The organism is Erythrobacter sp. GH1-10 (genome assembly GCF_045363165.1).
Classification (GTDB): Bacteria; Pseudomonadota; Alphaproteobacteria; order Sphingomonadales; family Sphingomonadaceae; genus Erythrobacter.
This window is the reverse complement of record NZ_JBJFLP010000001.1, coordinates 816,481-836,525: the sequence shown is the minus strand read 5'-3', so window position 1 is coordinate 836,525 and position 20,045 is coordinate 816,481. Positions and strand designations below refer to the sequence as shown.

20 protein-coding genes and 2 tRNA genes are annotated in these 20,045 nt (G+C 60.6%); 6 read left to right on the top strand and 16 right to left on the bottom strand.

Annotated elements, in window-relative coordinates; all coding sequences use genetic code 11:
* Positions 1-95: 95 nt before the first annotated feature.
* The 4 genes from ACI5KX_RS04185 to ACI5KX_RS04170 all read right to left on the bottom strand — a co-directional run bounded on the left by ACI5KX_RS04185 (position 96) and on the right by ACI5KX_RS04170 (position 2,395).
* Positions 96-1,304, bottom strand: coding sequence for a M14-type cytosolic carboxypeptidase (locus ACI5KX_RS04185; RefSeq protein ID WP_406809414.1), 1,209 nt, complete (start codon positions 1,302-1,304; stop codon positions 96-98).
* Positions 1,305-1,531: 227 nt separating this feature from the next.
* Positions 1,532-1,720, bottom strand: a complete 189-nt coding sequence (locus ACI5KX_RS04180) for a helix-turn-helix transcriptional regulator (RefSeq protein WP_406811317.1) — start codon at positions 1,718-1,720, stop codon at positions 1,532-1,534.
* An 8-nt stretch (positions 1,721-1,728) separates the two neighbouring features.
* Positions 1,729-2,136, bottom strand: a complete 408-nt coding sequence (locus ACI5KX_RS04175; RefSeq protein WP_406809413.1) for a hypothetical protein — start codon at positions 2,134-2,136, stop codon at positions 1,729-1,731.
* Positions 2,126-2,395 (bottom strand): hypothetical protein, encoded by a 270-nt coding sequence (locus ACI5KX_RS04170; RefSeq protein ID WP_406809412.1) that lies wholly within the window; start codon positions 2,393-2,395, stop codon positions 2,126-2,128. Before ACI5KX_RS04170 ends, ACI5KX_RS04175 begins: the two co-directional genes overlap by 11 nt.
* Positions 2,396-2,489: 94 nt before the next feature.
* On the opposite strand from ACI5KX_RS04170, the gene ACI5KX_RS04165 reads away from it, so the two are divergent.
* Positions 2,490-3,968 carry an amidohydrolase family protein gene (locus ACI5KX_RS04165; protein WP_406809411.1) on the top strand — a complete coding sequence of 493 codons (1,479 nt, stop codon included), beginning with the start codon at positions 2,490-2,492 and terminating at the stop codon, positions 3,966-3,968.
* Positions 3,969-4,018: 50 nt separating this feature from the next.
* On the opposite strand, the gene ACI5KX_RS04160 is transcribed toward ACI5KX_RS04165, so the two are convergent.
* Positions 4,019-4,507 carry a hypothetical protein gene (locus ACI5KX_RS04160; protein WP_406809410.1) on the bottom strand — a complete coding sequence of 163 codons (489 nt, stop codon included), beginning with the start codon at positions 4,505-4,507 and terminating at the stop codon, positions 4,019-4,021.
* A gap of 1 nt (position 4,508) precedes the next feature.
* Entirely contained in the window at positions 4,509-5,174 is a 666-nt protein-coding gene (locus ACI5KX_RS04155) for a hypothetical protein (RefSeq protein WP_406809409.1), read from the bottom strand.
* 174 nt (positions 5,175-5,348) lie between these two features.
* On the opposite strand from ACI5KX_RS04155, the gene ACI5KX_RS04150 reads away from it, so the two are divergent.
* Positions 5,349-6,371 (top strand): AraC family transcriptional regulator, encoded by a 1,023-nt coding sequence (locus tag ACI5KX_RS04150; protein ID WP_406809408.1) that lies wholly within the window; start codon positions 5,349-5,351, stop codon positions 6,369-6,371.
* A 122-nt stretch (positions 6,372-6,493) separates the two neighbouring features.
* Here ACI5KX_RS04150 and ACI5KX_RS04145 read toward each other — a convergent pair whose 3' ends face one another.
* Positions 6,494-7,792, bottom strand: a complete 1,299-nt coding sequence (locus ACI5KX_RS04145; protein WP_406809407.1) for a TetR/AcrR family transcriptional regulator — start codon at positions 7,790-7,792, stop codon at positions 6,494-6,496.
* A gap of 171 nt (positions 7,793-7,963) precedes the next feature.
* Between ACI5KX_RS04145 and ACI5KX_RS04140 the strand changes: the two genes are divergently transcribed.
* The 3 genes from ACI5KX_RS04140 to ACI5KX_RS04130 all read left to right on the top strand — a co-directional run bounded on the left by ACI5KX_RS04140 (position 7,964) and on the right by ACI5KX_RS04130 (position 14,043).
* Complete coding sequence (locus tag ACI5KX_RS04140) at positions 7,964-11,044, top strand: TonB-dependent receptor (RefSeq protein WP_406809406.1); 3,081 nt, start codon at positions 7,964-7,966, stop codon at positions 11,042-11,044.
* Between the two features lie 92 nt (positions 11,045-11,136).
* On the top strand, positions 11,137-12,609 hold the full coding sequence (locus tag ACI5KX_RS04135) for an SLC13 family permease (protein ID WP_406809405.1): 1,473 nt from the start codon (positions 11,137-11,139) through the stop codon (positions 12,607-12,609).
* Positions 12,610-12,645: 36 nt separating this feature from the next.
* Complete coding sequence (locus ACI5KX_RS04130) at positions 12,646-14,043, top strand: lyase family protein (protein ID WP_406809404.1); 1,398 nt, start codon at positions 12,646-12,648, stop codon at positions 14,041-14,043.
* 42 nt (positions 14,044-14,085) lie between these two features.
* Here ACI5KX_RS04130 and ACI5KX_RS04125 read toward each other — a convergent pair.
* Positions 14,086-14,161, bottom strand: a tRNA-Thr gene (locus ACI5KX_RS04125).
* Between the two features lie 27 nt (positions 14,162-14,188).
* Positions 14,189-14,262 (bottom strand) — tRNA-Cys (locus ACI5KX_RS04120).
* A 182-nt stretch (positions 14,263-14,444) separates the two neighbouring features.
* Here ACI5KX_RS04120 and ACI5KX_RS04115 point away from each other — a divergent pair.
* Positions 14,445-15,224, top strand: a complete 780-nt coding sequence (locus ACI5KX_RS04115) for an acyl-CoA thioesterase (RefSeq protein WP_406809403.1) — start codon at positions 14,445-14,447, stop codon at positions 15,222-15,224.
* A 242-nt stretch (positions 15,225-15,466) separates the two neighbouring features.
* Here the strand turns inward: ACI5KX_RS04115 and ACI5KX_RS04110 are convergent, their stop codons facing one another.
* The 7 genes from ACI5KX_RS04110 to ACI5KX_RS04080 form a co-directional block, all read right to left on the bottom strand.
* On the bottom strand, positions 15,467-16,285 hold the full coding sequence (locus ACI5KX_RS04110) for a crotonase/enoyl-CoA hydratase family protein (protein ID WP_406809402.1): 819 nt from the start codon (positions 16,283-16,285) through the stop codon (positions 15,467-15,469).
* Positions 16,286-16,374: 89 nt separating this feature from the next.
* Complete coding sequence (locus tag ACI5KX_RS04105) at positions 16,375-16,770, bottom strand: winged helix-turn-helix domain-containing protein (protein WP_406809401.1); 396 nt, start codon at positions 16,768-16,770, stop codon at positions 16,375-16,377.
* Entirely contained in the window at positions 16,767-17,189 is a 423-nt protein-coding gene (locus tag ACI5KX_RS04100) for a JAB domain-containing protein (protein WP_406809400.1), read from the bottom strand. The genes ACI5KX_RS04105 and ACI5KX_RS04100 overlap by 4 nt, the downstream gene beginning before the upstream one ends.
* Positions 17,186-17,710 (bottom strand): hypothetical protein, encoded by a 525-nt coding sequence (locus ACI5KX_RS04095; protein ID WP_406809399.1) that lies wholly within the window; start codon positions 17,708-17,710, stop codon positions 17,186-17,188. The genes ACI5KX_RS04100 and ACI5KX_RS04095 overlap by 4 nt, the downstream gene beginning before the upstream one ends.
* A gap of 13 nt (positions 17,711-17,723) precedes the next feature.
* Positions 17,724-18,074: a hypothetical protein gene (locus ACI5KX_RS04090; protein ID WP_406809398.1), complete on the bottom strand. Its 351-nt coding sequence runs from the start codon at positions 18,072-18,074 to the stop codon at positions 17,724-17,726.
* A 37-nt stretch (positions 18,075-18,111) separates the two neighbouring features.
* Positions 18,112-18,714, bottom strand: coding sequence for a LuxR C-terminal-related transcriptional regulator (locus tag ACI5KX_RS04085; protein ID WP_406809397.1), 603 nt, complete (start codon positions 18,712-18,714; stop codon positions 18,112-18,114).
* Between the two features lie 92 nt (positions 18,715-18,806).
* Positions 18,807-20,006, bottom strand: coding sequence for an LL-diaminopimelate aminotransferase (locus ACI5KX_RS04080; RefSeq protein ID WP_406809396.1), 1,200 nt, complete (start codon positions 20,004-20,006; stop codon positions 18,807-18,809).
* Between the last annotated feature and the right edge of the window lie 39 nt (positions 20,007-20,045).

Below are 20,045 nucleotides of genomic sequence, written 5' to 3'. Positions count from 1 at the left end.
TCTTCTTGCAGGTGCGCGATCAGACTCCCCGTGCGAGCGAGCAGCGAAATGCCCTTTAACGCGGCGAGCGGCTCGCGGCGTTGCTCGACTGATCGCTATTGCGGCGGCGTCTCGAGCATGGTCACCATCAGCGCTACCGCCGCCTCGCGCCCGATCCGGCGGATGAGCTCGCGATCGGTCTCGTCACCGATTTCGAAGGTGATCCCCGGCGCCCCGTACGTGTCATAGACATGCGCCTTGGATATCGGACGACCCTCTGCGTGCCGTGCGTCGCGGTTCACCGGATATCCCGGCATTCGCTCTTGGTAGAGCGCTAGCCATTTGCGGGTGAACAGTTCGGGATCGGTCGGCAGCTCGTCGGGGATGGTGTAGAACACATCGCGCTGGGTCGAATGAAAGTCGATCAGCACCTGAAGATCGTTCTCGGGATCGGCGGCGATACTTTCGAGTACGCCATTCATCAACTGCGTTTCGGGCTGGGTGAACGGCCCCCAGTCGCGATTGAGATCGACCCCGCCGGTGTTGTGTCGCCAGTGGCCGTGCACCACGCCGTCGGGATTGAGCAGCGGCACCACCACCGTCCGGAAGCGCGCGCGAAAATCTCTCGCCAGATCGCTATCCTCGAGCAGGGTTTCGACGAAAGGAAGCATCGCCAATGCGCCGGTAACCTCGGGTGGGTGCTGGCGACCGACCAAGACGATGGTTTCGCGCGGTTGTCTGCCCGGCGCGGCGATTTCGAGCATGTCGATCGGCCTGCCCTCGGCCGATTGGCCCAGAGTGATGCGCGTGGCCGAGGAAGCATTCGCTAGCCGGGCGAGCCACGCGTCGTAGTCCGATGGAGCAACGATTTCCTGCGCCGCGACAAAGACAGGCTTTTTGCCGAGGTCGAACGACAGACGCGCGCTCCGATCGTCGCCTTCACCAGCAACCTGAACCGCCTCCTCCGGCAGTCGGGTCCAGTTCATCCCGTCGCTGCTCGTTTTCGGCCAATAGCGGTGTCCGCAGCGCGTGTAGTCGAGATCGATGGTGACCTCGCCCTTGCGTCGAGGCGTCAGGCGAAAGGCATACCATGCGCTGCAATTGATCTCGCCCTCGTCCTCGGGAGCGATGGTGAGTTGGAAGCTCCGGCGAGCGCTCGCCGAGCAGGTGGCGAAGCCTCCGGCCGGGAAATCCTTGTCGATCCGCGCAGCCTTAGTCGAGCACTCGGTCGCGGAAACATTGTCCTGCCCTCGCCCGGCATAAGCGGGAACGGGCGCAAGGCCCAGCAGGCCGACAAGGACAAGAGCCGTAGTTGCAATTCGCATCGCGCAATCTCCGCTGGCCTTTGGGATGCGATACCGGCGGATCGCGAGGCTTTCCCGTGCGCCATCCTCATCAGAACGCACGTCAAGTGTCTAGAGCGAAGCAATGTTCAAGCAATGCCCCAAACACGGATGATCACTGCGACCGAACGGATCGCCGCCCCAGAAGCATGGGCATTGCAACCAGCTTTGAGACAGGATGCGCTCGATGCGGTTTCCGGCGATCCTGTTCAGGGGACGTCGGACACGTCCCAAATTTCCTCGACTTTCCGATCGAGTTGATCCGCAATTTTGAGAGCAAGCGGCAAGCTTGGATCGTATTTGCCGGTCTCGATTGAGTTAATCGTCTGTCGAGACACGCCGAGCAATTCGCCGAGTCGGGCCTGACTCCAGCCCCGCGACTTCCGAAATTGCCGCACTCGGTTTTTCACAGGAAGAAGCGCTGCCAGATGAACCGAAAAGCCGCGTAGAGAAGCGCGGCAATCGGAAGGATAAGAGCAATGGGCGGCTCCCAGAGGCCGCCGATCTCATGCAGCGCCATAGATGCGATGAGGAGCCACAAGGTCACTGCACCGGCAGCCGCAATTGCGCGGGTTTCGATCGCCCGGTCTCGTTCATCAAGGGCGGAGATCATGCGCGCGTAAAGCGCCCACCACAGGCTCAGTATCGCGACAGGAACCAGGGCCGCAGCCACCCCACCGAAATTCTCGGCCCACTCGTATGAAAACGCGAACAGTAGAGCGAGGCCGAAGGCGGCACTCCAGTAAAAGGCGATCGCCCGATTCCGCCGAAGACGTGTGGCCGGGCTTTCGTCGTCAAGTTGCTCACTCTCCACTCTGATCTCCACTCTTGCCCGTGATGTATCGCCAGATTCGCTTCCGGCTCTCGAACACCGACACGCCGAGGATTGCGGCGGTGATCCAGAAACCGGCCTCCAAGGCAATGGCGGCGGCCGTCACCAACGCGATGCGCAGTCCAGTATCCATACCGAGGGCCAGACCCACGCCCATCGCGATCCAGACCATTGCCACAATTGCCCAACAGGCCACCAGCAGTCGTTTCTTACTCATTGAGCCAAACTCCAAAAATATCAAGTGTCCTTGACATATGCGGTGCCTGGATTATGTCAAGGGTGTTTGACGTTTTGGTCGGATCTCGTTTCGGCCGAAGAATGATCAGGAGAAATTCATGCAGAACTCAATCAAGTTGAAGACCAGTGTGTTGGCGATGGCGGCTGCGGCTGCGGGGTGCGCGACCCCTGTCGCAGGGGAGGATCGATCCGGCCAGTTGACCCTCATCGAGAATGTCAGGATCGTCGATCCCGAGTCCCGGACCATTCACGAGGACGGCTTTATCGTCATCGAGGGTGAAACCATCGAGTCGGTCGGCACCGGACTGCCCCCGGAAAGACCCTATGCTCGCCGCGAAGATCTCCAGGGCAGGTACGTGATGCCAGGACTTATCGATACCCACGCGCATGTCACCCTTGGACCGGTCGTTGCCGAGCGCGTCGACGACTCCGTTGCGCTGAGTGTCGTGTACGACGATGAAATTACCCGCTTCCACGCGGCCACGCTTCTGTCCTTCGGGGTCACGACGATCCGCAATCCCGGCGGCCAAGCCGAAGTCAACGTTGCCTATCGCGAAGCCGTAGAGACAGGCGCTTTGCTGGGACCCTCGGCGCTGGTGGCCGGAGAGGTTATCGACCGCCCGATCATGGGCTTCGAGGGCCTCGTCGATCCAGTTACCGAGGATCGACCGATCGAGTTGGTGGTTCGCGAGCAAGCCGAAGCCGGGGTCGACATGGTGAAATTCTACACCATGCTTACAGAACAGGATCTCCGCGAAGGTCAGGCTGCCGCAGATGCTCTAGGAGTTTCGACCGTCGCACATACGGGTGTAAACTGGCACAAAGCCGCCGAGATCGGCCTCGACGCCCTCGTCCATGCAATGCCGACTTCGCCCGAGCTCCTTCCGCCAGCCGAACGCGAGCCGTATTTGGACAAGAAACGCCCGGGGGCATTTGAGTTCTTTGAATGGTGGGAGCACGCAGATCTTGATTCTCCGCTCATCACCGAGATGATCGCCGCACTCGCGGAGCACGAGGTGCACGTCGACGCTACCCTTATCGCATTCAAGAAAGCATTCTGGGGCGACATCCCCGAAATCCGCGATCGCCATCTCGAATATGGCCACCCGCGCTCGATCGAGAATTGGCAGACCCTATTCCGCTTCGATCTCGGCTGGAAACCGGATGACTATGAGCGAGCGCGGGCGGTTTGGCCCAAGATGCTGCGGTTTGTGCGAATGCTTCATGAAGCCGGCGTCCCGCTCACGCTCGGGACGGATCAGGCCAATCCCTTTGTCGTACCGGGCGCGAGCCTCATCGAGGAGATGGAGTTGCATACCGACGCCGGGATCGAACGATGGGAGATCCTTCAGATGGCCACAAACGAGGCTGCCGACACCCTCGGGATAGGCGATCGGGTGGGGCGGATTGCCGAGGGCTATGAGGCCGATCTCGTTATCCTCGAAGGCAACCCATCGGAAAGCTTCGATCCGTTGCTTACCCCTTTACTGATCGTCAATGACGGGGCGATCCACTCACCGTCGGATTTGCTGGCCGTGGCGCGTCAGGAAAGCACTGGCGACAGCGGAGAGGAATAGGGATTTGTTGTCCGCTAGGCGCTCCGCCATTGCCCCTTCGCGATTCTGCGTCAGCCCTCGGCGGTCTCGACCCGACCGGCGTCCGATCCACGCGACCAGATCGAAAGGCCGAACCCGATCACCATGGCAAGGAAAAGCGACTGCACGATCAAACCTGCCGTATCGTCCGCTATTCTCATGTAGGGCACATCCAGCCAGACCATGGTGATCAGCCGTCGCGTAAGATACTCGTAGACCAGGATCAGGTAGATCAGCGGAACCATCGCACGATAGCGGATCAGAGCCAACAGGCTGAGAGCGACGATGATGAAATGCATGTTGCCCAGTTTCGCGAAGATATTGAGCACCATGATGCCTGCTTCCGGAGAATAGCTGTCGATCGGAATGCCGTCGGCATTGACCGCGCCATAGCGCGAATTGATCGCTGTGTTGTACGCCATGAGCGTCTTGAAGGCCGTGATGATCCAGAGCAGCACCAATGCCACCCAATGGCCTCGGTACTGATTGTCGAACTGTTTGGGGAAGATCTTTTCTAACATGTCACGCTCCAACTTCGGTATTGGGGGTAGCCTTGGCACGCACGGGCCAGATCGGGCGCAGCCAGTTCTTCGCGAAGCGCACCCGGATGATCCAGAACGCCAGGAAAGCGAGGGTCGCCAGTGATGGTATGAAGAGCAGCTGCGATCCCGCCATGAAGAAGAACACGTCGTCCTGCTGCCCGAGGAAAAGTGCGGTGGCTGCCAGCAGGTAAGCGTAGACCATCCGCCAGAGGTGCCGCGCGATGCGCTGGCGCGGATTGACGTTGTCGCGCAGCAGATAATTGAGATCGAGCAAGACCGCCATCAGTCCGATCCCCCCGAAAACAAAGTACGGTTCGGGCGAAAAGCCGCCGATCCCGCCAGTGGGACTTTGCGTGGCCATGAAACCAAAATACCCGAGCGCCAGCACGCAAGCCGCTCCTACGGGCAAGATGGCCCATTCATAGCGCCGCCAACCTTTCCCGTGCTGGCGCACCGCCATCCACGATGTCGCGACCAGATACATTACCACAAGCCCGTTCAGCATGGATAGCGGATCGTATTCCCACCAGGTCAGCGCCGAAGCGGAGCCCGCCATGAACAGCATCGACACGACATAGAAATTGCCTGCGGTTGTATGCAGGGCGGTGTTGCCCTTGCGTGCGAACATGGCCAGCGCGCCGGACACTATGGCGACGGTTCCGGCGATGATGTGAGCAACCAGCAGGGGTAGAAATATGAAGGATGAAATGGCCACGTGCGCTCCAGATACCGATGAGAACTTGTGCCAACCGCTCTATCTAGGTAATACACCTCGCGTCCATGACCGTCCGTTCCAAAAACTTGATCCCGGGTTGCACACGTGACTGAAGCGACCGTTTCAGCCGGTGTGGCGAAGGGATTGATCGATTTTGCGGTCAAGCAAGGCGTCGATCGCGACAGCATCCACTCGCAAGCGGGGATTCATCCTTCTTCTCTGACAGACCATGACGATCGTATCGAAATGGCCCGCTACCGAGCTCTCGTATCGGCGGCGCAGCAACTGTCGGGAAATCCCGCCATCGCATTGCATTATGCCGAGCAAGTCGACCTGTCCGAGCTCTCGCTAGTGGGATTGATCACACGTTCTGCTCCGACCATGCAGGACGCCTTGATCCAGCTGAATCGCTACGGTCAGCTTGTCGTGGATATCGATACGGGCGCCGCGCAACGCTTCGAAATCGTTCGCGAGGATGGCGAGATCTGGCTGGTGGACAATCGCCGCAACCCGAACGACTTCCCGGAATTGACCGAAGTGACCTTCACACGGCTGATTTGCGGGCCGCGGCGCTTCACGGATGAACTCGCGCTCCGCTCGATCGAATTCACCCACGCCGCGCCTCCCTACGCCGCCGAGTATGATCGGATATTTCAGGCTCCGGTCACGTTCGAAAGCTACCGCAACGCCATGCAACTGGACGAAGGCTGGCTGACCCATCCGGTCGCACTGACCCCCTCATACATGTTTGGCATTCTGACCAGGGAAGCGGACGGGCTTCTCGCCTCGCTGCAAGCCCAGACGACATTCAAGGCACAGGTCCAAAGCCTGCTGATGCCGCAGCTTCACAGCGGCGAAGCGTCGGTCGGCAAGATTGCGGCCGAAATGGGGATGAGCCGTCAGACCCTATACCGCAAGCTGAAACAGGAAGGCACGACTTTCAAAGAGGTGCTCGACGAGCTTCGCTGCAAGCTGGCTCTCGATTACATCGAGGGACGCAAGGTCTCGGTGAACCAGGCGGCCTACCTCACCGGATTTTCCGATCCCAGTGCCTTCACACGCGCTTTCAGGCGTTGGACGGGCAAGAGCCCGCGGACGATGATGCGCGAGGCGGAAACATCCCACTAGCATTGCGCGTGACGGCATCACCATGCGCCGTACGCAAGTGGGGCAACGCAAAGCGTACTGCAAAGCGTCTACCGACAGGATCCCTGCTTGGAAGCACCAGGTTCAGAGGTTGCCCTGCCTCTTCATCCGCGCCCTGCAATGCTTGTGATCGCATCCTCCTCGTCGATCGGAGCAAGCCCCCTGAACACCGTCCTGAAATATGCGCCTGCCGGGGGAGGTTTCAGCCGGCCACCGTCGCCGGGCAGCGTAATGTGGCGAGATGTGGCCATGCTGAGGAGGCTACCCAGCAAGACCAGCTCGAGCTTGTCCGTCCCATGCGACGAGCCGCTTTCATCCTCGAAACATTCGGCCACCAGACGCGCCAGCTTGGCGGCGATGTTCTGCATTTCAGCCTCGGCGACAGCCTGTTTGCCCGGCGACAGCGACGCGAACAGGCACGGCCTGAGCAAGGGGTCGAGATCCGAAAAATGCCCGGTGTAAAGGGAGGTGCAGATCAGTTGGAGCTTTTCGATAGCACTGCGCCGCGTTTCGGCGGCCTGATCGAGCGATTGCGACATCTGCCGGAGCGAACGCGAGACACATTTTTCGAGCAATTCGTCCTTGTCCTCGAATGAATAATAGAAGCTTCCCCGGCTGGCTCCCAGTTCCGAGGTCAGCGCGTTGAGCGAGAAATTGGAATAGCCCGTGCGATTGAAGCTGCGGATTCCTGCGCGTTCGAAAGCATCGCGCTTCAGTCTTGCACGGGCTTCGCGATTGAACAGAGCCGTATCGCTGTCGGATTCCGATTGCGGGGTTCCCGTCACCAGTTCTGCCGACCGGTCGGTGGCAAGGCCCAGGGAAACGAGCCGAACCAGCCCCGATATGGCCGCCTGATGACGGTGAAACGGCATGGCAGCTAGCCAGCCCTCGATCCAGTTCGCTAGGTTCCAGACGAAGTAGGCGCTGCCGCGCTCTTCCGGTGTGGAAATCGATCCATCGGCGCAGCCTTCGTTGATGAAGGCTTCGATCTTGGCGAAATGCATTCCGATGCGGGCCGCGATCTCCTCGGCCGCATCCTGTTCGAAAGCCAACATATCGTTCAAGAGCGCGATACGCCCCGCTTTGCCAACCAGGATCTGCGAGTGGGTCGCCCCCAGCAGTTCGACCCATCGGATTATCCGCCCCAGACCAGTGGCATCCTGCGACGCATCGGCGAGCAATCCGGTGTAGACATCGCAGGTTTCGATATACGCGGCCTCGAGCAGCGCCTTCTTGGATTTGAAGTGATAACTGATGCTCGTTTTCGCTGTATCCAACTCGGCAGCGACATCTTCCAAGCGCGTGTCGTTAAAGCCTCGCTCGTTGAAATGGAGCGCCGCCGTTCGCAGAATCAACTCCCGCTTGTCGGCGCGATCCGTTGTCTGAAGCCTCGATGTCGCCATGGTACTTCTATGCGCTCTCCATGCCGTTACGCGAATGTCAAATCAGCATGCCCCGAAGACCAATGCAAGAATCTTTCACAATCGTGAAATTTGAACACGCTGTACAAAAAAGGTTGACTGTGTTCAAGGTTCGATTATCTCGTGGCCCAAATACAAGATCGGGAGAGTACCATGAGGAACATTCGCAAATCGCTGCTCGGCAGCTCAGCTTTTGCTGTGATGGCTGCAGTCGGCGCCTCTCCGGCGCTGGCGCAGGATCAGGAGCAAGAGAGCGGCAATCAACCGCCATCGACCGTAACCGGTCAGAGCGAGATCGTGGTTGAAGGTCGGCGTGGCTCCGCCATCGAATCGATCGACGAGAAGCGCAATGCCGACTCGGTAATCGACGTGCTCTCCGCCGACCAGGCGGGACGCTTCCCCGATCCGAACGTCGCCGAGGCTTTGGCGCGCATCCCCGGCATTGGCTTCCAGCGCGAAAACGATACCGGCGATGGCGAGTTCATTTCGATCCGCGGCCTCGACGCGTCCTACAACACGGTTCTCTATGACGGCATCCGCACCGGCACCGCCGACGAATTCCGCCGCACCGCGCTCGACATCGTAACCGCTAACGGCGTCTCGCTGATCGAAGTGATCAAGGCCCCGCTTCCCGAACACGCGACCGAAGGCATCGGCGGGGTCGTCAACATCCGCACGCGCGGCGCGCTCGAGCGCCGGGAAGGCGCTTTCCTCGAAGCGGACATTCGCGACAACACATTTGTCGATGATTACGGCTATCGCTTTGCCGGCGGCTTCACCAAGCAGATTACCGATAATCTCGCCTTCAACATCAGCGGCGCCTATCGCAAGCTCTATCTCGATACCCTCTACGTTAACCCGGCCAGCTTCACACTGGAGCAGCTCAACGCGATCACGATCGACGGCAACACCTTCATCGAGGAAGGGCCGCTCGAGAAAGTGCCGCAGGGATTTCTCGACCCGAACGATTTCACCAACGAGCAGATCAACTTCGAAGACAATCTGATCGAGCGCGACAATTACAGTCTTGCGGGAACGGTCCAGTGGCAGGCCTCCGATACGACGATCTTTACCCTCGGCGGTCGCTGGACGCGTGACGATACCACCCAAACGACATCGAATGTGGAGTTCGATGCGGACAATGGCGATATCGAACCGGATGGCATGGGCGGGTTCCTCCCCTCCGAGTTTCCCGATCCGGAAATCACCTTCGAAGGCCAGATCGAGGACTCGAAGGAAATCCAGGAGCGCTACTTCTTCCGCGGTGAGACGACGACCGGAAACTGGACATTCGATTACGTCGCCGGGTATTCGCGCGCCTTCGAAGACGAACCGATCCTGTCGATCGACTTCACCAACGATTTCGACGATGTGCCGGGTGGCCGGAACGACAACGCGGTGACATTCGTCCCGCTGGACTTCTCGAACCCGCCGTTCGCCGCCCCGCTTCCCAAGGATCTCGGAGTGTTTCAGCGGGCGCTCGATCCGTTCTGCCGTGACGATGACGGCGATCCGTGCGGCGAGATCAACGACTTCGACGAAAGCATCATCGACAGCCGTGAAAACAAGCGCTGGGTCGCTCGGTTCGATACCACTTACGAATTCGATGGCGGCAGCGCGATCGAATACATCAAGGCGGGCGTGCAGTACGAGCGCTCGGAATACGAGCAATTCGAATTCGATATTTCCGATGTCGATGACCAGCTCGGCCCGAATGGCGAGTACCTCGGCGATGATCGCGAAGTCAGCCTGCCGGACAACAACACCGCCATGGGCGAGCTCGGCCTGATCGACGGCTCTCTCTCGACCTACGACCGCATCGGCAATCCGTTCAGCGATATCGGCCTCAACGGTGTGGTCCTGTTCGACCCGACCCGTCTGCGTGAAATTCGCCAGACGTTCCGGGACGGCTTCTTCGCATCGGGTCTCGATCCGCGCTCGACCACGCTCCTGACAGCGGAAGAAGACTTCTACACCGGCTACGCCCAGGCCAAATTGCGGTTCGGTGATCTCAGCATTGTCGGCGGAGCGCGGATCGAGCAGTACGAGGCGAATTTCTCCGCGCCGCAGACATTCGATGCGCGCGTATTCTTCGATACCGGGAACGGTGGCGACGTCGTCGAACTGGCAACGCCGGGCGGTGTGCAGAACGTTACGGAGACCGACAACTTCGAGGTCCTGCCGCGTATCGCTTTCAATTACGACCTGACGCCGGAGATCAAACTGCGTGCGTCCTACACCACATCGATCGCACGCCCGACTTTCGACCTTCTGGCCGCCGAAGTCGACGGCAACTTCAGCATCGAACTGGCCGATGGCGTGTCCATCGAGGACGCGACCCCGGCAGACATCCGAAACGTCGAAATCGATTTCGACCTCGGCAACCCGGCGCTGAAGAACGCGTTCTCGCAGAATTTCGACCTGTCTTTCGAATTCTATGCCAACCGTGACAATGCCTTCACCGTCGCGGCGTTCTACAAGACGATCGACGATTTCATCTTCAACTCGTTTGCGATCGAAGGCGCAATCTCGGGTGTGCCGCAGTTCGATCCGATCTCCGCAGTCGCAAATGCGCCCTTCAGCGATGACGGCCGCGCACTGCTCGATCAGCTCGGCGGCATCGACGCGATCCTGTCAACGCCTGGGGCACAGGTAGACATTCGCCAGCCATCCAACGGCAACCGGGCCGAGGTCTACGGTGTCGAAATCGGTGTATTCCACTCGCTCACCTACCTGCCCGGTCTGCTCGGCAATCTGAGCTTTTCCGGAAACCTGACACTCCAGGAAACCTCGATCGATCTCGATCTCGGCGTGTTCGAGGCGGACGATGCGCTTGTCGTGCTGGGCATAGCCAATGCAGGCGATACCTTCACCGATACGTTCGACCTGTTCAACTCGCCCAAGGTGACCGGGAACGCTGCACTGAATTACAGCGACAGAAACTGGGACGCGACAGTGGCCTATCGCTATCAGGGCAGGCAGTTGGAAGAGGTCGGGACATTCGGCCTAAGCCAGTTCCAGCAGGGGCGCGGCTTCCTCGATCTCGACATCGAATACTCGTTCCGCGACATTCCCGGTGTCAACCGCGCGACGATGTTCTTCTCGGCCAACGACCTGCTCGATGGCGGTCGGCGACCGACCACCTATGAAACGCGAGGTCCGGACGAACAATTCCCCGACTTTGCATCCTTCAACGGGCGGACATTCAGAGCCGGAGTTCGCGTTTCATTCTGACGCGACGCGGCTAATATGCGAACCAACTTGAACGCGAGGACCTGCCGGCCACTCATTTCCGGCGGGCCCGCTTCTTTTCGAGACCGAGGCGAATGACCACCACCCAGACTTCCGAACAGCCTCGAATCGCGACCCACCAGCTCATCGGGTTGGCGCTCGGGCCGATAGTGGCGATCGCCATCCTGGCATTCTTCGAACCCGCCGGCTTGCCGCCGGAAGGGACGAGGACTGCGGCATTGGCCGCCCTGATGGCGATCTGGTGGGCGACCGAGGCCGCGCCGATGGCGGTCACAGCATTCCTGCCTCTGGTCCTGCTGCCATTCATGGACGTGATGCCCATCGACGAGACCGCTCCGTCCTACGCGCACCCCATCATATGGCTGTTTTTCGGCGGGTTCGTGATGGCTCTGGCGATCGAACAATCCGGTCTGCACCGGCGAGTGGCGCTCCAGATCTTCCGCTTCGCCGGTATGAACGGACGCTCGCTCGTGGCCGGCTTCATGCTCGCGAGTGCCCTGATCAGCATGTGGATTTCGAACACCTCGACCGCGCTCATGCTGCTCCCGATCGCGATGTCGGTAATCGTGGTCATCCGCGACACCATCCCCGACATTTCGACAAAGGAGCGCGGTGACTTCGAGACCGCCCTTTTGCTCGGGCTCGCCTATGGCGCCACGCTGGGCGGAGTTGCAACGCTGGTCGGCACGCCTCCCAATGCCTTCATGTCGGGCTTCTTGCAGGACAATTACGGCATCGAAATCGATTTTCGCCGGTGGATGCTGGTGGGTGTTCCGGTCACCATCGTCATGCTTCCTCTGACCTGGGTGATCCTCACCCGGTTGGTCTTCAAGGTGAGATTTCGCGCAAACGAAAACGCAAGGAGCCAACTCGGCGATCTTACCAGCGATCTCGGGAAAGCGACGAGCGCCGAAAAACGCGTCGGACTGCTGTTCGTTATCCTGGTGGCGGGCTGGATCCTGCGCGAGCCGATTGCCGATCTCACCGGAATACAAGGTCTGTCCGATTCCGGGGTCGCGATGGCCATCGCTCTTGCTGCGTTTCTCGTCCCTTCGGGCAGCAAGCCGGGAGCGCTGGTCGGCTGGGAAGACACGAAAAAACTGCCTTGGGGTGTCCTGATCCTGTTCGGCGGAGGGCTTGCGCTCGCGGGAGCGATGACGAGTTCCGGCCTTACGGAGTGGATCGGCCAGTCGCTTGCCCCTCTCGGCGCCATCAACGTCGCGATCCTCGTGATCGCAGCCACTGCGATGGTCATTTTCCTCACCGAACTGACCAGCAATCTTGCGACGACAGCGACATTCCTGCCAGTTATGGCCGCAGTCGCCGTAGAGACTGGGCAGGACCCGTTGATCTTCGTGGTTCCGGTTACGCTCGCAGCGAGTTGTGCCTTCATGCTGCCCGTCGCCACGCCGCCCAACGCCATCGTGTTCAGTTCGGGCGCGGTGTCGATTCCGCGGATGATGCGCGCTGGCGTTGTGCTAAACTTGATCGGCGTGGGGGTTCTCGCGGTAATCTCGATCTACCTCGTCCCCGCTATTTTCGGCTGATTTAAAGGGACGTCTTACGCGGCCCCAGGAGCTTCGATGATCCGATTCTTGACTGCCCTCGTCGCCGTTCTGATGCTTGTGGTCGCTCCGCAAGCGCATGCAGCCGACGACATCGACGCGCTGTTCACGCAGACCGAAACCAACCGCCTGGTTATGAAAGTGGAGGCCGCGCTCGCACAGGCGCAGGCCGAGCTCGGTATCATTCCGCAAGACGCGGCCGACGAGATCAGCCGAACCGCGACACTCGAATACGCGCCGATCGACGATTGGGAGGCCGAATACGATCGCGTGCGCCATCGTATGGTGGCGCTGCTCAATGTCTGGAGGCGGTCGCTCAGCCCGGAAGCCAGCGACGCGCTTCATCTCGGAGCCACGACCGTCGATATCTACGACACGGTGATGATAATGCAGCTCCGCCGCGCGATCGAGTTGCAGCGCGCCGAATTGCTCGAAGCCGAACAGAAGCTGCTCGCGCTGGCGCTCGAACATCGTGATACCCCGATGATCGGCCGCACCCTCGGCCAGCATGCGCTCCCCATTACCTTCGGCAAGAAAGTGGCGGTCTGGGCCGGGGCCAACCGGCGCAATATCGAACGGCTCGATGCCGTCTATTGTCGCCTTGGAACTCTGGGCGTGATGCGAGGTGCGGTTGGGACGCATCTCGGCCTGGGTCCCCAGGGGGCACAGATCGAACGACTCACCGCGGACGCACTAGGGCTTGGCCCTGTGTCTGCACCCGACTGGCACGGAATGCGCGACGTCTTCGGAGAATACGCGGCAATTCTCGCGATCATCGCAAGGGTCAATGCCGGGATCGGAGAGGAGGTCTTCACGCTGCAGATGACCGATATTGCGGAGGTCTACGAAGAGCGTCCGGGCTCCGCGGTCAGCAGCTCAAGCATGCCGCACAAACGCAATCCGAGCCGATCCGAAGCACTTATGCACCTCGGGCGTGTCGTCCCAGCCCAGGCCACCATTATTCTCGACGACATCGTCAACGCGTTCGAGCGGGATAACACTTCGCGCCCCAACCGCGTTCTCGAAGAAATCAGCAAACGCAGCATGGATAGCGCCGATGACCTGAATGCGCTCTTGTCTCGGCTGGTTGTCGATGAAGCGCGCATGGCTGCAAACCTGGAGCGAACCGACGGCATGATCATGGCCCAGCGCCTGGTGCTGGAATTGCAGGACGATCTGGGCAAGGAGCACGCCGAAGAATTGGTAGCAAAGGCGGCCAGAGCATCACTGGCCGATGGAACGACCTTCCGGCAGGAATTGCTCGCTGATCCGGAGTTGCATCCTCTCTTGCAAGGGCGCCTCGACGATTTGCTCGACTATCGCAGCTACCTCGGCGACGCGGCGGGGCAGGTGGACCGCACGATTGCCGAACTCGGTGCACCGCCTGAGCGACCAACCTGCGCGGGCGCGCGATAACCGCGATTATGGCGAGGCTGCCATCGGTTAGGAATAAGCGAATGGTGCCGCTTACGTGACTCGAACACGTGACCCCATCATTACGAATGATGTGCTCTACCAACTGAGCTAAAGCGGCACTCGGGCGCATGATGTGCGCCAAAGGTGGAGGCCCGAGCCGGAATCGAACCGGCGTATACGGATTTGCAGTCCGCTGCGTCACCACTCCGCCATCGGGCCGAGCCATCGGGTGCGTGCGATCGCGTTGCACCAAATGGAGCGCGCGCACTAGCGATTCGGCGCGACAAAGGCAATCCGCCTTTCGCATCGCTGAGCAATGCCGGCCCGCGCCCTATCCAATCCGCTACCTTACGCAACGTCAGTCTGGACCCGAGGCAGCTCGCGAGGCAGAGCCTTTCGTCATGACTATTGCCAGCCTTCTCGAACCCGTCACGGGCAAGCCCGGCCCCGCCCGTCTCGCCCACGCAGAGGAGTGGATGCAGGGACGCACGCTTTATGGCGGCGCATCCGCGCTCGTCGCCTTCACTATGGCGCAGCGCGCTTTTCCCGACCTGCCGCCACTGCGCGCTGCGCAAATCGCGTTCGTGGCGCCGGTGGGCGAGGAGATCGAGCTCTCCGCCGAGATCGTCCGGCAAGGGCGCAATGTCACGCAAGTGCGCAGCGAGATCCGCAACGAAAAGGGCGTGGCGCTGACCGCCTTCTGGCTGTTCGCTGCCGAGCGCGAGCCCAACGCGGTTCATCCCGCGCAGGGCCCCGACGAGTGGCCGGGGCTCCCTCAGGACAACGCCACCGCAATGGAAGGCAAGGGTCCGAGCTTCGTCCAGAACAATTTCGAATTGCGCTACGGGCAGGCGAAGGATGCCGATCGCGGAGCGACCGTGCGCCGCTGGGCGCGGCTGACCGAAGAGCACGATCTCGATCCGGTCAGCAAGCTGGTGCTGATGGGCGACGTCATGCCGCCGGGAGCGATGCGGATCATGCAGCGCAGAGGACCGATAAGCTCGATCAACTGGTCGTTCAACGTGCTCGACCCGCACAGCGAATCCGATGGCGGCTGGTACCTTGCCGAAAACGCCAGCCAGCATGCCGATGCCGGTTATTCCTCCGAGCGCCTCCGGATGTGGGACATCGAAGGCCGCCAGGTGCTGGACGGGCTGCAAAGCGTCGCCGTTTTCGGCTGACATGCGAGCGGCCGCGTGGTTGACGAAGTTGACACCGTGTCAGCCACGCTTTTAAAGCGTAAGCCATTAATTTTGATCATATTAATGCGCAAAAGGCGAAGTTGACACTTTGCCGAAACGGTTTTTTACGCGACGGACTCGACGATGTGAAAGAACCGCGTCCCCCTTACCGTGGCAGCCGCGAGTAGGAAAATGGCGGCGCGCCATCCCCGCGCGAGGCCCACGGCGTGAGCGGACCGCTCCTAAACGTCCTCGAAAGTCGGCTTGCGCTTTTCCATTCCTGCCATCACCGCCTCGACCTGGTTGCGGGTCCGCATGATCGCGTGCTGTTCAATGCTTTCCTCGAGCAGGATCGCGTCGGTGCCGCGTTCGAGCATGCCAGCCTGGAGCCGCTTGGCCGCGCGGATGGCATGCGGGTTGCGATTGGCGATCTCGCCCGCGATCAGCGTCGCACGGGCGAGCGGATCCTCGTCGACATGGGTTGCAAAGCCGAGGCCCTGCGCCTCCTCGCCGGTGAATTCGCGATTGGTGTAGACCAGCTCGCGCAGGACGTCGTCGCGCACCAGGCCGCGCCAGAGTGCGTAACCGCCCATATCCGGCACAAGGCCCCATTTGAGCTCCATGATCGACATCCGGGTCTCGGGATGGACGATGCGGATATCGGCGCCGCTCGCAATCTGGAGCCCGCCGCCGAAGCAGATGCCGTGCACTGCGGCGATCACCGGCACTTCCAGCTTGCGCCACTGCATCGCGACCTGCTGGAACTTGTTCGAATTGCCGTAAGTCCGCTCGGTCAGCTCGGGTTCGTCGGGGCTCGGCTGGCGGGCGAAGCTCGACGTATCGAGCCCGGCGCAAAAGGCGCGCCCCTCGCCCGAAAGCACCACGGCGCGAAGGCCCTTCATCCGGCGCAGCACGCTGCCAGCCTCGATAATCCGCGCAAACATGTCCGGATCGAGTGCATTCATCTTGTCGCTGCGGGTCAGGCGAACCTGTGCAACGCCGTCGTCCCCGAGCTCGATCGAGACGCGATCGTTGGCGGGCATGGTTGCGGGTTGGGCCATGTGGCTTTCCTTGCTGAGTGAGTTGCCGTGTCGCGAGAAGAAATGGCCGACTCGTCCGCGCAAGTCCAGCCTGCATGGGGCCTTGACGACTAGCCGTCGCCCCGTTGCGCGAACATCAAGGCGCTTGGCTCGGGCGGGACGTCGAGCAGGTATCCGCCATCGGGATGGGTCGCGAGAAGGTGGGCAAGGCCGAAGGGTTCGAGCTTGGCCCTCACCCGTGCGACGTGGACCGCGAGGCTGTTGGTTTCGGGTTCGAAATGGATCCGCCAGACATCGGCCAGAAGCTCCGGCTTGGTCATCCGCTGCCCGGGTTCTTCGGCCAGCCGCCACAGCAATTCGAATTCGCGAGGATGAAGACCAAGCCAGCGATCGTCGACCCGACCGTCGCGGTAAAACAGGTCGAGCATAACCGCGCCAGCGTCGCGGAAGCGGGGTATCAGAATATCGCCATCCGGAAACGCCGTGCGGACAGCGTTCGAATTCACAGATCTCCCCCGGCGCGCATCGAATAGGCGGCGTTCTCCGTGAGAATGAGGTGATCGATGAGCTCGATGTCGAGCGCGGTGGCGACGTCCTTGAGCCGGCGGGTCGCGTCGATGTCGGTGCGGCTCGGACGGCAATCGCCCGAGGGATGATTGTGCGCGACAATCAGCCCGCTGGCACCGACGGCAAGCGCCTTGCCGAACAAGTCACGCATGCGCAGCGAGAGCACAGCATGGCCACCCACCCCCATCGCAGTGTCGGCCAGGTAGGCCTGCCGCGCATTGAGGAAGATGGCGTGGAAGCGTTCGCAGGTTTCGCCTTCGCGCAGCATCGAGCGACGTAGATATGCCAGCATTCCGCCCGCCTGCTGTCCCGCGAAACGCGGGTGGACGGCAACTCGTCTTTCAAGAGACTGGATCATATACCTCCTTTCGGGCCACCGCCGGGCTCAACAAGATCCCATGGTTGCTTTGGGGTAATCCGCCAGTCGCGGTAGCTGCCGTGGCGTTTTTCACGTCGGATGTGACGCACGAGTCCAGCCGTCATCAGGATCAACTGGAAGTAGGAAGGACCTATCACCATCATCGCGTGAGCCAGCGGAGAAACCACGTCGACCATGAACCTGACTGCGTGGGAGAATGTCGCGACAAGTTGAAACCCGGCAATCCAGAGCGTGTAATTCCTGTTGGCGTTCAACGCGACCGCGACGAAGATCACCGCGGCCACTACGTCTATGCCCGCGTAGAATGTCCCACCTTCGATAAACAGCAAGGCTCCACCGGACACAAAGCCGGTGATCATATTCGGCAGAGTGAAGAGCACCACGAAAGTGAGCGCCACGATCTTCTCGGGGGCCCCGCCCCAGCGCCACATCGCCAGCCCCAAAAGGATGCTGGCGATGTGCTGCGCGTCGTCGCGATACTCTACAATCAACTCAAGCATGGAGAGTCTTTGGTTACTCCGCCCTCACCGCGACCTGTTTGCCCATCTCCGCCTTTTCCATTGCTTCGGCAGGGATTTCGGTAGGCACGTTTCCATCGCCGCCCATCTTTTCACGCGCAATCTTGCTCAGTTCTTCATGAACCCGAAGGAGGCTCGTGGACATTGCCATGGCTTCGGCCTCAGCTTGGTTCAGGCGCATCAGGGCCTTCTGCCCGGCGTGAACCTCGATTGCCGGGTTCTGGCGCGCTGAAAGGATGGCCTGCTTCAGACGGGCAAAAGCGATCATGGATTCATCGGCGAGTGCTTCCGACTCGCGAATGAGTTTCTTGAGGTTGTAGGCATCGTTGGTGATACGGTCGGTCATTGAATAACTCCTGACCCACCGCCGCTCGCTCGGCGGGTTAGACTTGTTCCACGGGGACGCGCGCTCTTCCGTCCATCGCCTCGCTGATTGCGACCGCCGCCGTAACCGTCAGAACCACCGCAGCCAAAATGCCGAAAGCGATCCCGATTATGGCAGCAAGACGAAACAGGACGGCATGTTCGCCGTCGAGCACCCCGGGGACGACCTTCGGTTCGCCAGGACGCAGCCAGGGCGCCTGTTCGATCAGCGGGAGAACATCGCTCATCACGAGTTCGCCCTGGTCGACCCGGCTGCCATCTATTCCGGCCAGAGTGTGTCCGTGGACCTGATTTTTGCTGTATACAGGTTCGGTTAAGCCCTTGACTGAAGAACCTGTAGAGGAATTTCCCTTAGTGTTTTCAGATGCTTCGCCCTGACCTTCTTCAGGAAGGGTGGCGCGATACTCTTCCACGAGTTCGCCGAGGCTTTCCGCCTTGAAGATGTCCTTAAGGGCCCGGATGTGCTGGTTGATCCGGGTTTCAGATACGCCGAGTTCCTGCGCGATCACCTTGATCGGCATTCTTCGATCTATTCTTTCCATCACGGCCTGCTGCCTTTCGGTCAGCGGCCGCGCCGCTTGGGGCGGCATTGGAACCTCCATCTTCAGTCTATGCCCGCCTTTATGATTAATGCGTATTTGGCGACATTGCTCCCAATTATTCGGGCTTGGGGCTTAGCACTTGAATCCTTTCGCTAACTCCCCGGCCCGTTCACGCCGAGCGACGTCAGATAGCGCTTAATATTGCGCGCAGCCTGCCGCAGGCGCTGTTCGTTCTCCACCATGGCGATTCGGACAAATCCCTCGCCTTTTTCGCCATAGCCCACACCCGGAGCCACAGCGACCTGCGCCTCGGTCAGCAATTGCTTGGAAAACTCGAGGCTGCCCATCTCGGCCAGCGCCGGCGGGAGCGGGGCCCAGGCGAACATCGAGGCAGACGGCGGCGGAATATCCCACCCTGCCCTGCCGAAAGATTCGACCAGCACGTCGCGGCGCTTGCGGTAGAGCTCGCGGTTTTTTTCGACGATGTCCTGCGGACCGTTCAGTGCGGCGCAGGCTGCTGCCTGGATCGGCGTGAAGGCCCCGTAATCGAGATAGGACTTCACCCGCGTCATCGCCGCGATCAGCTGCTTGTTGCCGACCGCAAAGCCCATCCGCCAGCCCGCCATCGAATAGGTCTTGCTCATGCTGGTGAATTCGACCGCCACATCCTTCGCGCCTTCGACCTCCATGATCGAACGCGTCGGTTTGCCGTCGTAATACAGTTCGGAATAGGCGAGGTCGGATAACACCCAGACCTGGTTGTCGCGCGCCCAGTCCACCAGCCGCTCGTAAAACGCAAGGTCGACCGTTTCGGCCGTGGGATTGGACGGATAGCTCACGACCAGCACGCTCGGGCGGGGCACGGTGAAATTCATCGCACTTTCGAGCGAACGCCAATATTCCTCGTCGGGTGTCGTCGGGACCGAACGGATCGTCGCACCGGCGATGATGAACCCGAATGTGTGGATCGGGTAGGAAGGGTTTGGCGCCAGTACGACATCGCCGGGCGCGGTGATGGCATTGGCGAGGCTCGCGAGCCCCTCCTTCGATCCCATCGTCACCACGACCTCGTTTTCGGGATCGAGATCGACCCCGAACCGGCGCTGGTAATAGTTCGCCTGTGCACGCCGCAGGCCCGGAATGCCCTTCGACTGCGAATAGCCGTGCGCGTCGGGTTTCTGGGCGACCTCGCATAGCTTGTCGATCACGTGCTGTGGCGGCGGCTGGTCGGGATTGCCCATGCCGAGGTCGATAATGTCCTGACCGGCCTGCCGGGCTGCGTGCCGCATCGCGTTGACTTCGGCGATGACATAGGGCGGCAGCCGCTTCATGCGGTAAAATTGTTCATCCATTGCGATTCTTGTCCAGTTTCGCGCCAATCGCCCGCGCGA

What these genes read in the sequence shown, in the direction of transcription:
- ACI5KX_RS04165 (WP_406809411.1), top strand. Translation starts at nt 2,490, where the DNA reads ATGCAGAACTCAATCAAGTTGAAGACCAGTGTGTTGGCGATGGCGGCT.
- ACI5KX_RS04140 (WP_406809406.1), top strand. Translation starts at nt 7,964, where the DNA reads ATGAGGAACATTCGCAAATCGCTGCTCGGCAGCTCAGCTTTTGCTGTG.
- ACI5KX_RS04095 (WP_406809399.1), bottom strand. Translation starts at nt 17,710, where the DNA reads ATGCTTGAGTTGATTGTAGAGTATCGCGACGACGCGCAGCACATCGCC.
- ACI5KX_RS04100 (WP_406809400.1), bottom strand. Translation starts at nt 17,189, where the DNA reads ATGATCCAGTCTCTTGAAAGACGAGTTGCCGTCCACCCGCGTTTCGCG.
- ACI5KX_RS04080 (WP_406809396.1), bottom strand. Translation starts at nt 20,006, where the DNA reads ATGGATGAACAATTTTACCGCATGAAGCGGCTGCCGCCCTATGTCATC.
- ACI5KX_RS04185 (WP_406809414.1), bottom strand. Translation starts at nt 1,304, where the DNA reads ATGCGAATTGCAACTACGGCTCTTGTCCTTGTCGGCCTGCTGGGCCTT.
- ACI5KX_RS04090 (WP_406809398.1), bottom strand. Translation starts at nt 18,074, where the DNA reads ATGACCGACCGTATCACCAACGATGCCTACAACCTCAAGAAACTCATT.
- ACI5KX_RS04135 (WP_406809405.1), top strand. Translation starts at nt 11,137, where the DNA reads ATGACCACCACCCAGACTTCCGAACAGCCTCGAATCGCGACCCACCAG.
- ACI5KX_RS04110 (WP_406809402.1), bottom strand. Translation starts at nt 16,285, where the DNA reads ATGGCCCAACCCGCAACCATGCCCGCCAACGATCGCGTCTCGATCGAG.
- ACI5KX_RS04115 (WP_406809403.1), top strand. Translation starts at nt 14,445, where the DNA reads ATGACTATTGCCAGCCTTCTCGAACCCGTCACGGGCAAGCCCGGCCCC.
- ACI5KX_RS04130 (WP_406809404.1), top strand. Translation starts at nt 12,646, where the DNA reads ATGATCCGATTCTTGACTGCCCTCGTCGCCGTTCTGATGCTTGTGGTC.
- ACI5KX_RS04160 (WP_406809410.1), bottom strand. Translation starts at nt 4,507, where the DNA reads ATGTTAGAAAAGATCTTCCCCAAACAGTTCGACAATCAGTACCGAGGC.
- ACI5KX_RS04145 (WP_406809407.1), bottom strand. Translation starts at nt 7,792, where the DNA reads ATGGCGACATCGAGGCTTCAGACAACGGATCGCGCCGACAAGCGGGAG.
- ACI5KX_RS04085 (WP_406809397.1), bottom strand. Translation starts at nt 18,714, where the DNA reads ATGGAGGTTCCAATGCCGCCCCAAGCGGCGCGGCCGCTGACCGAAAGG.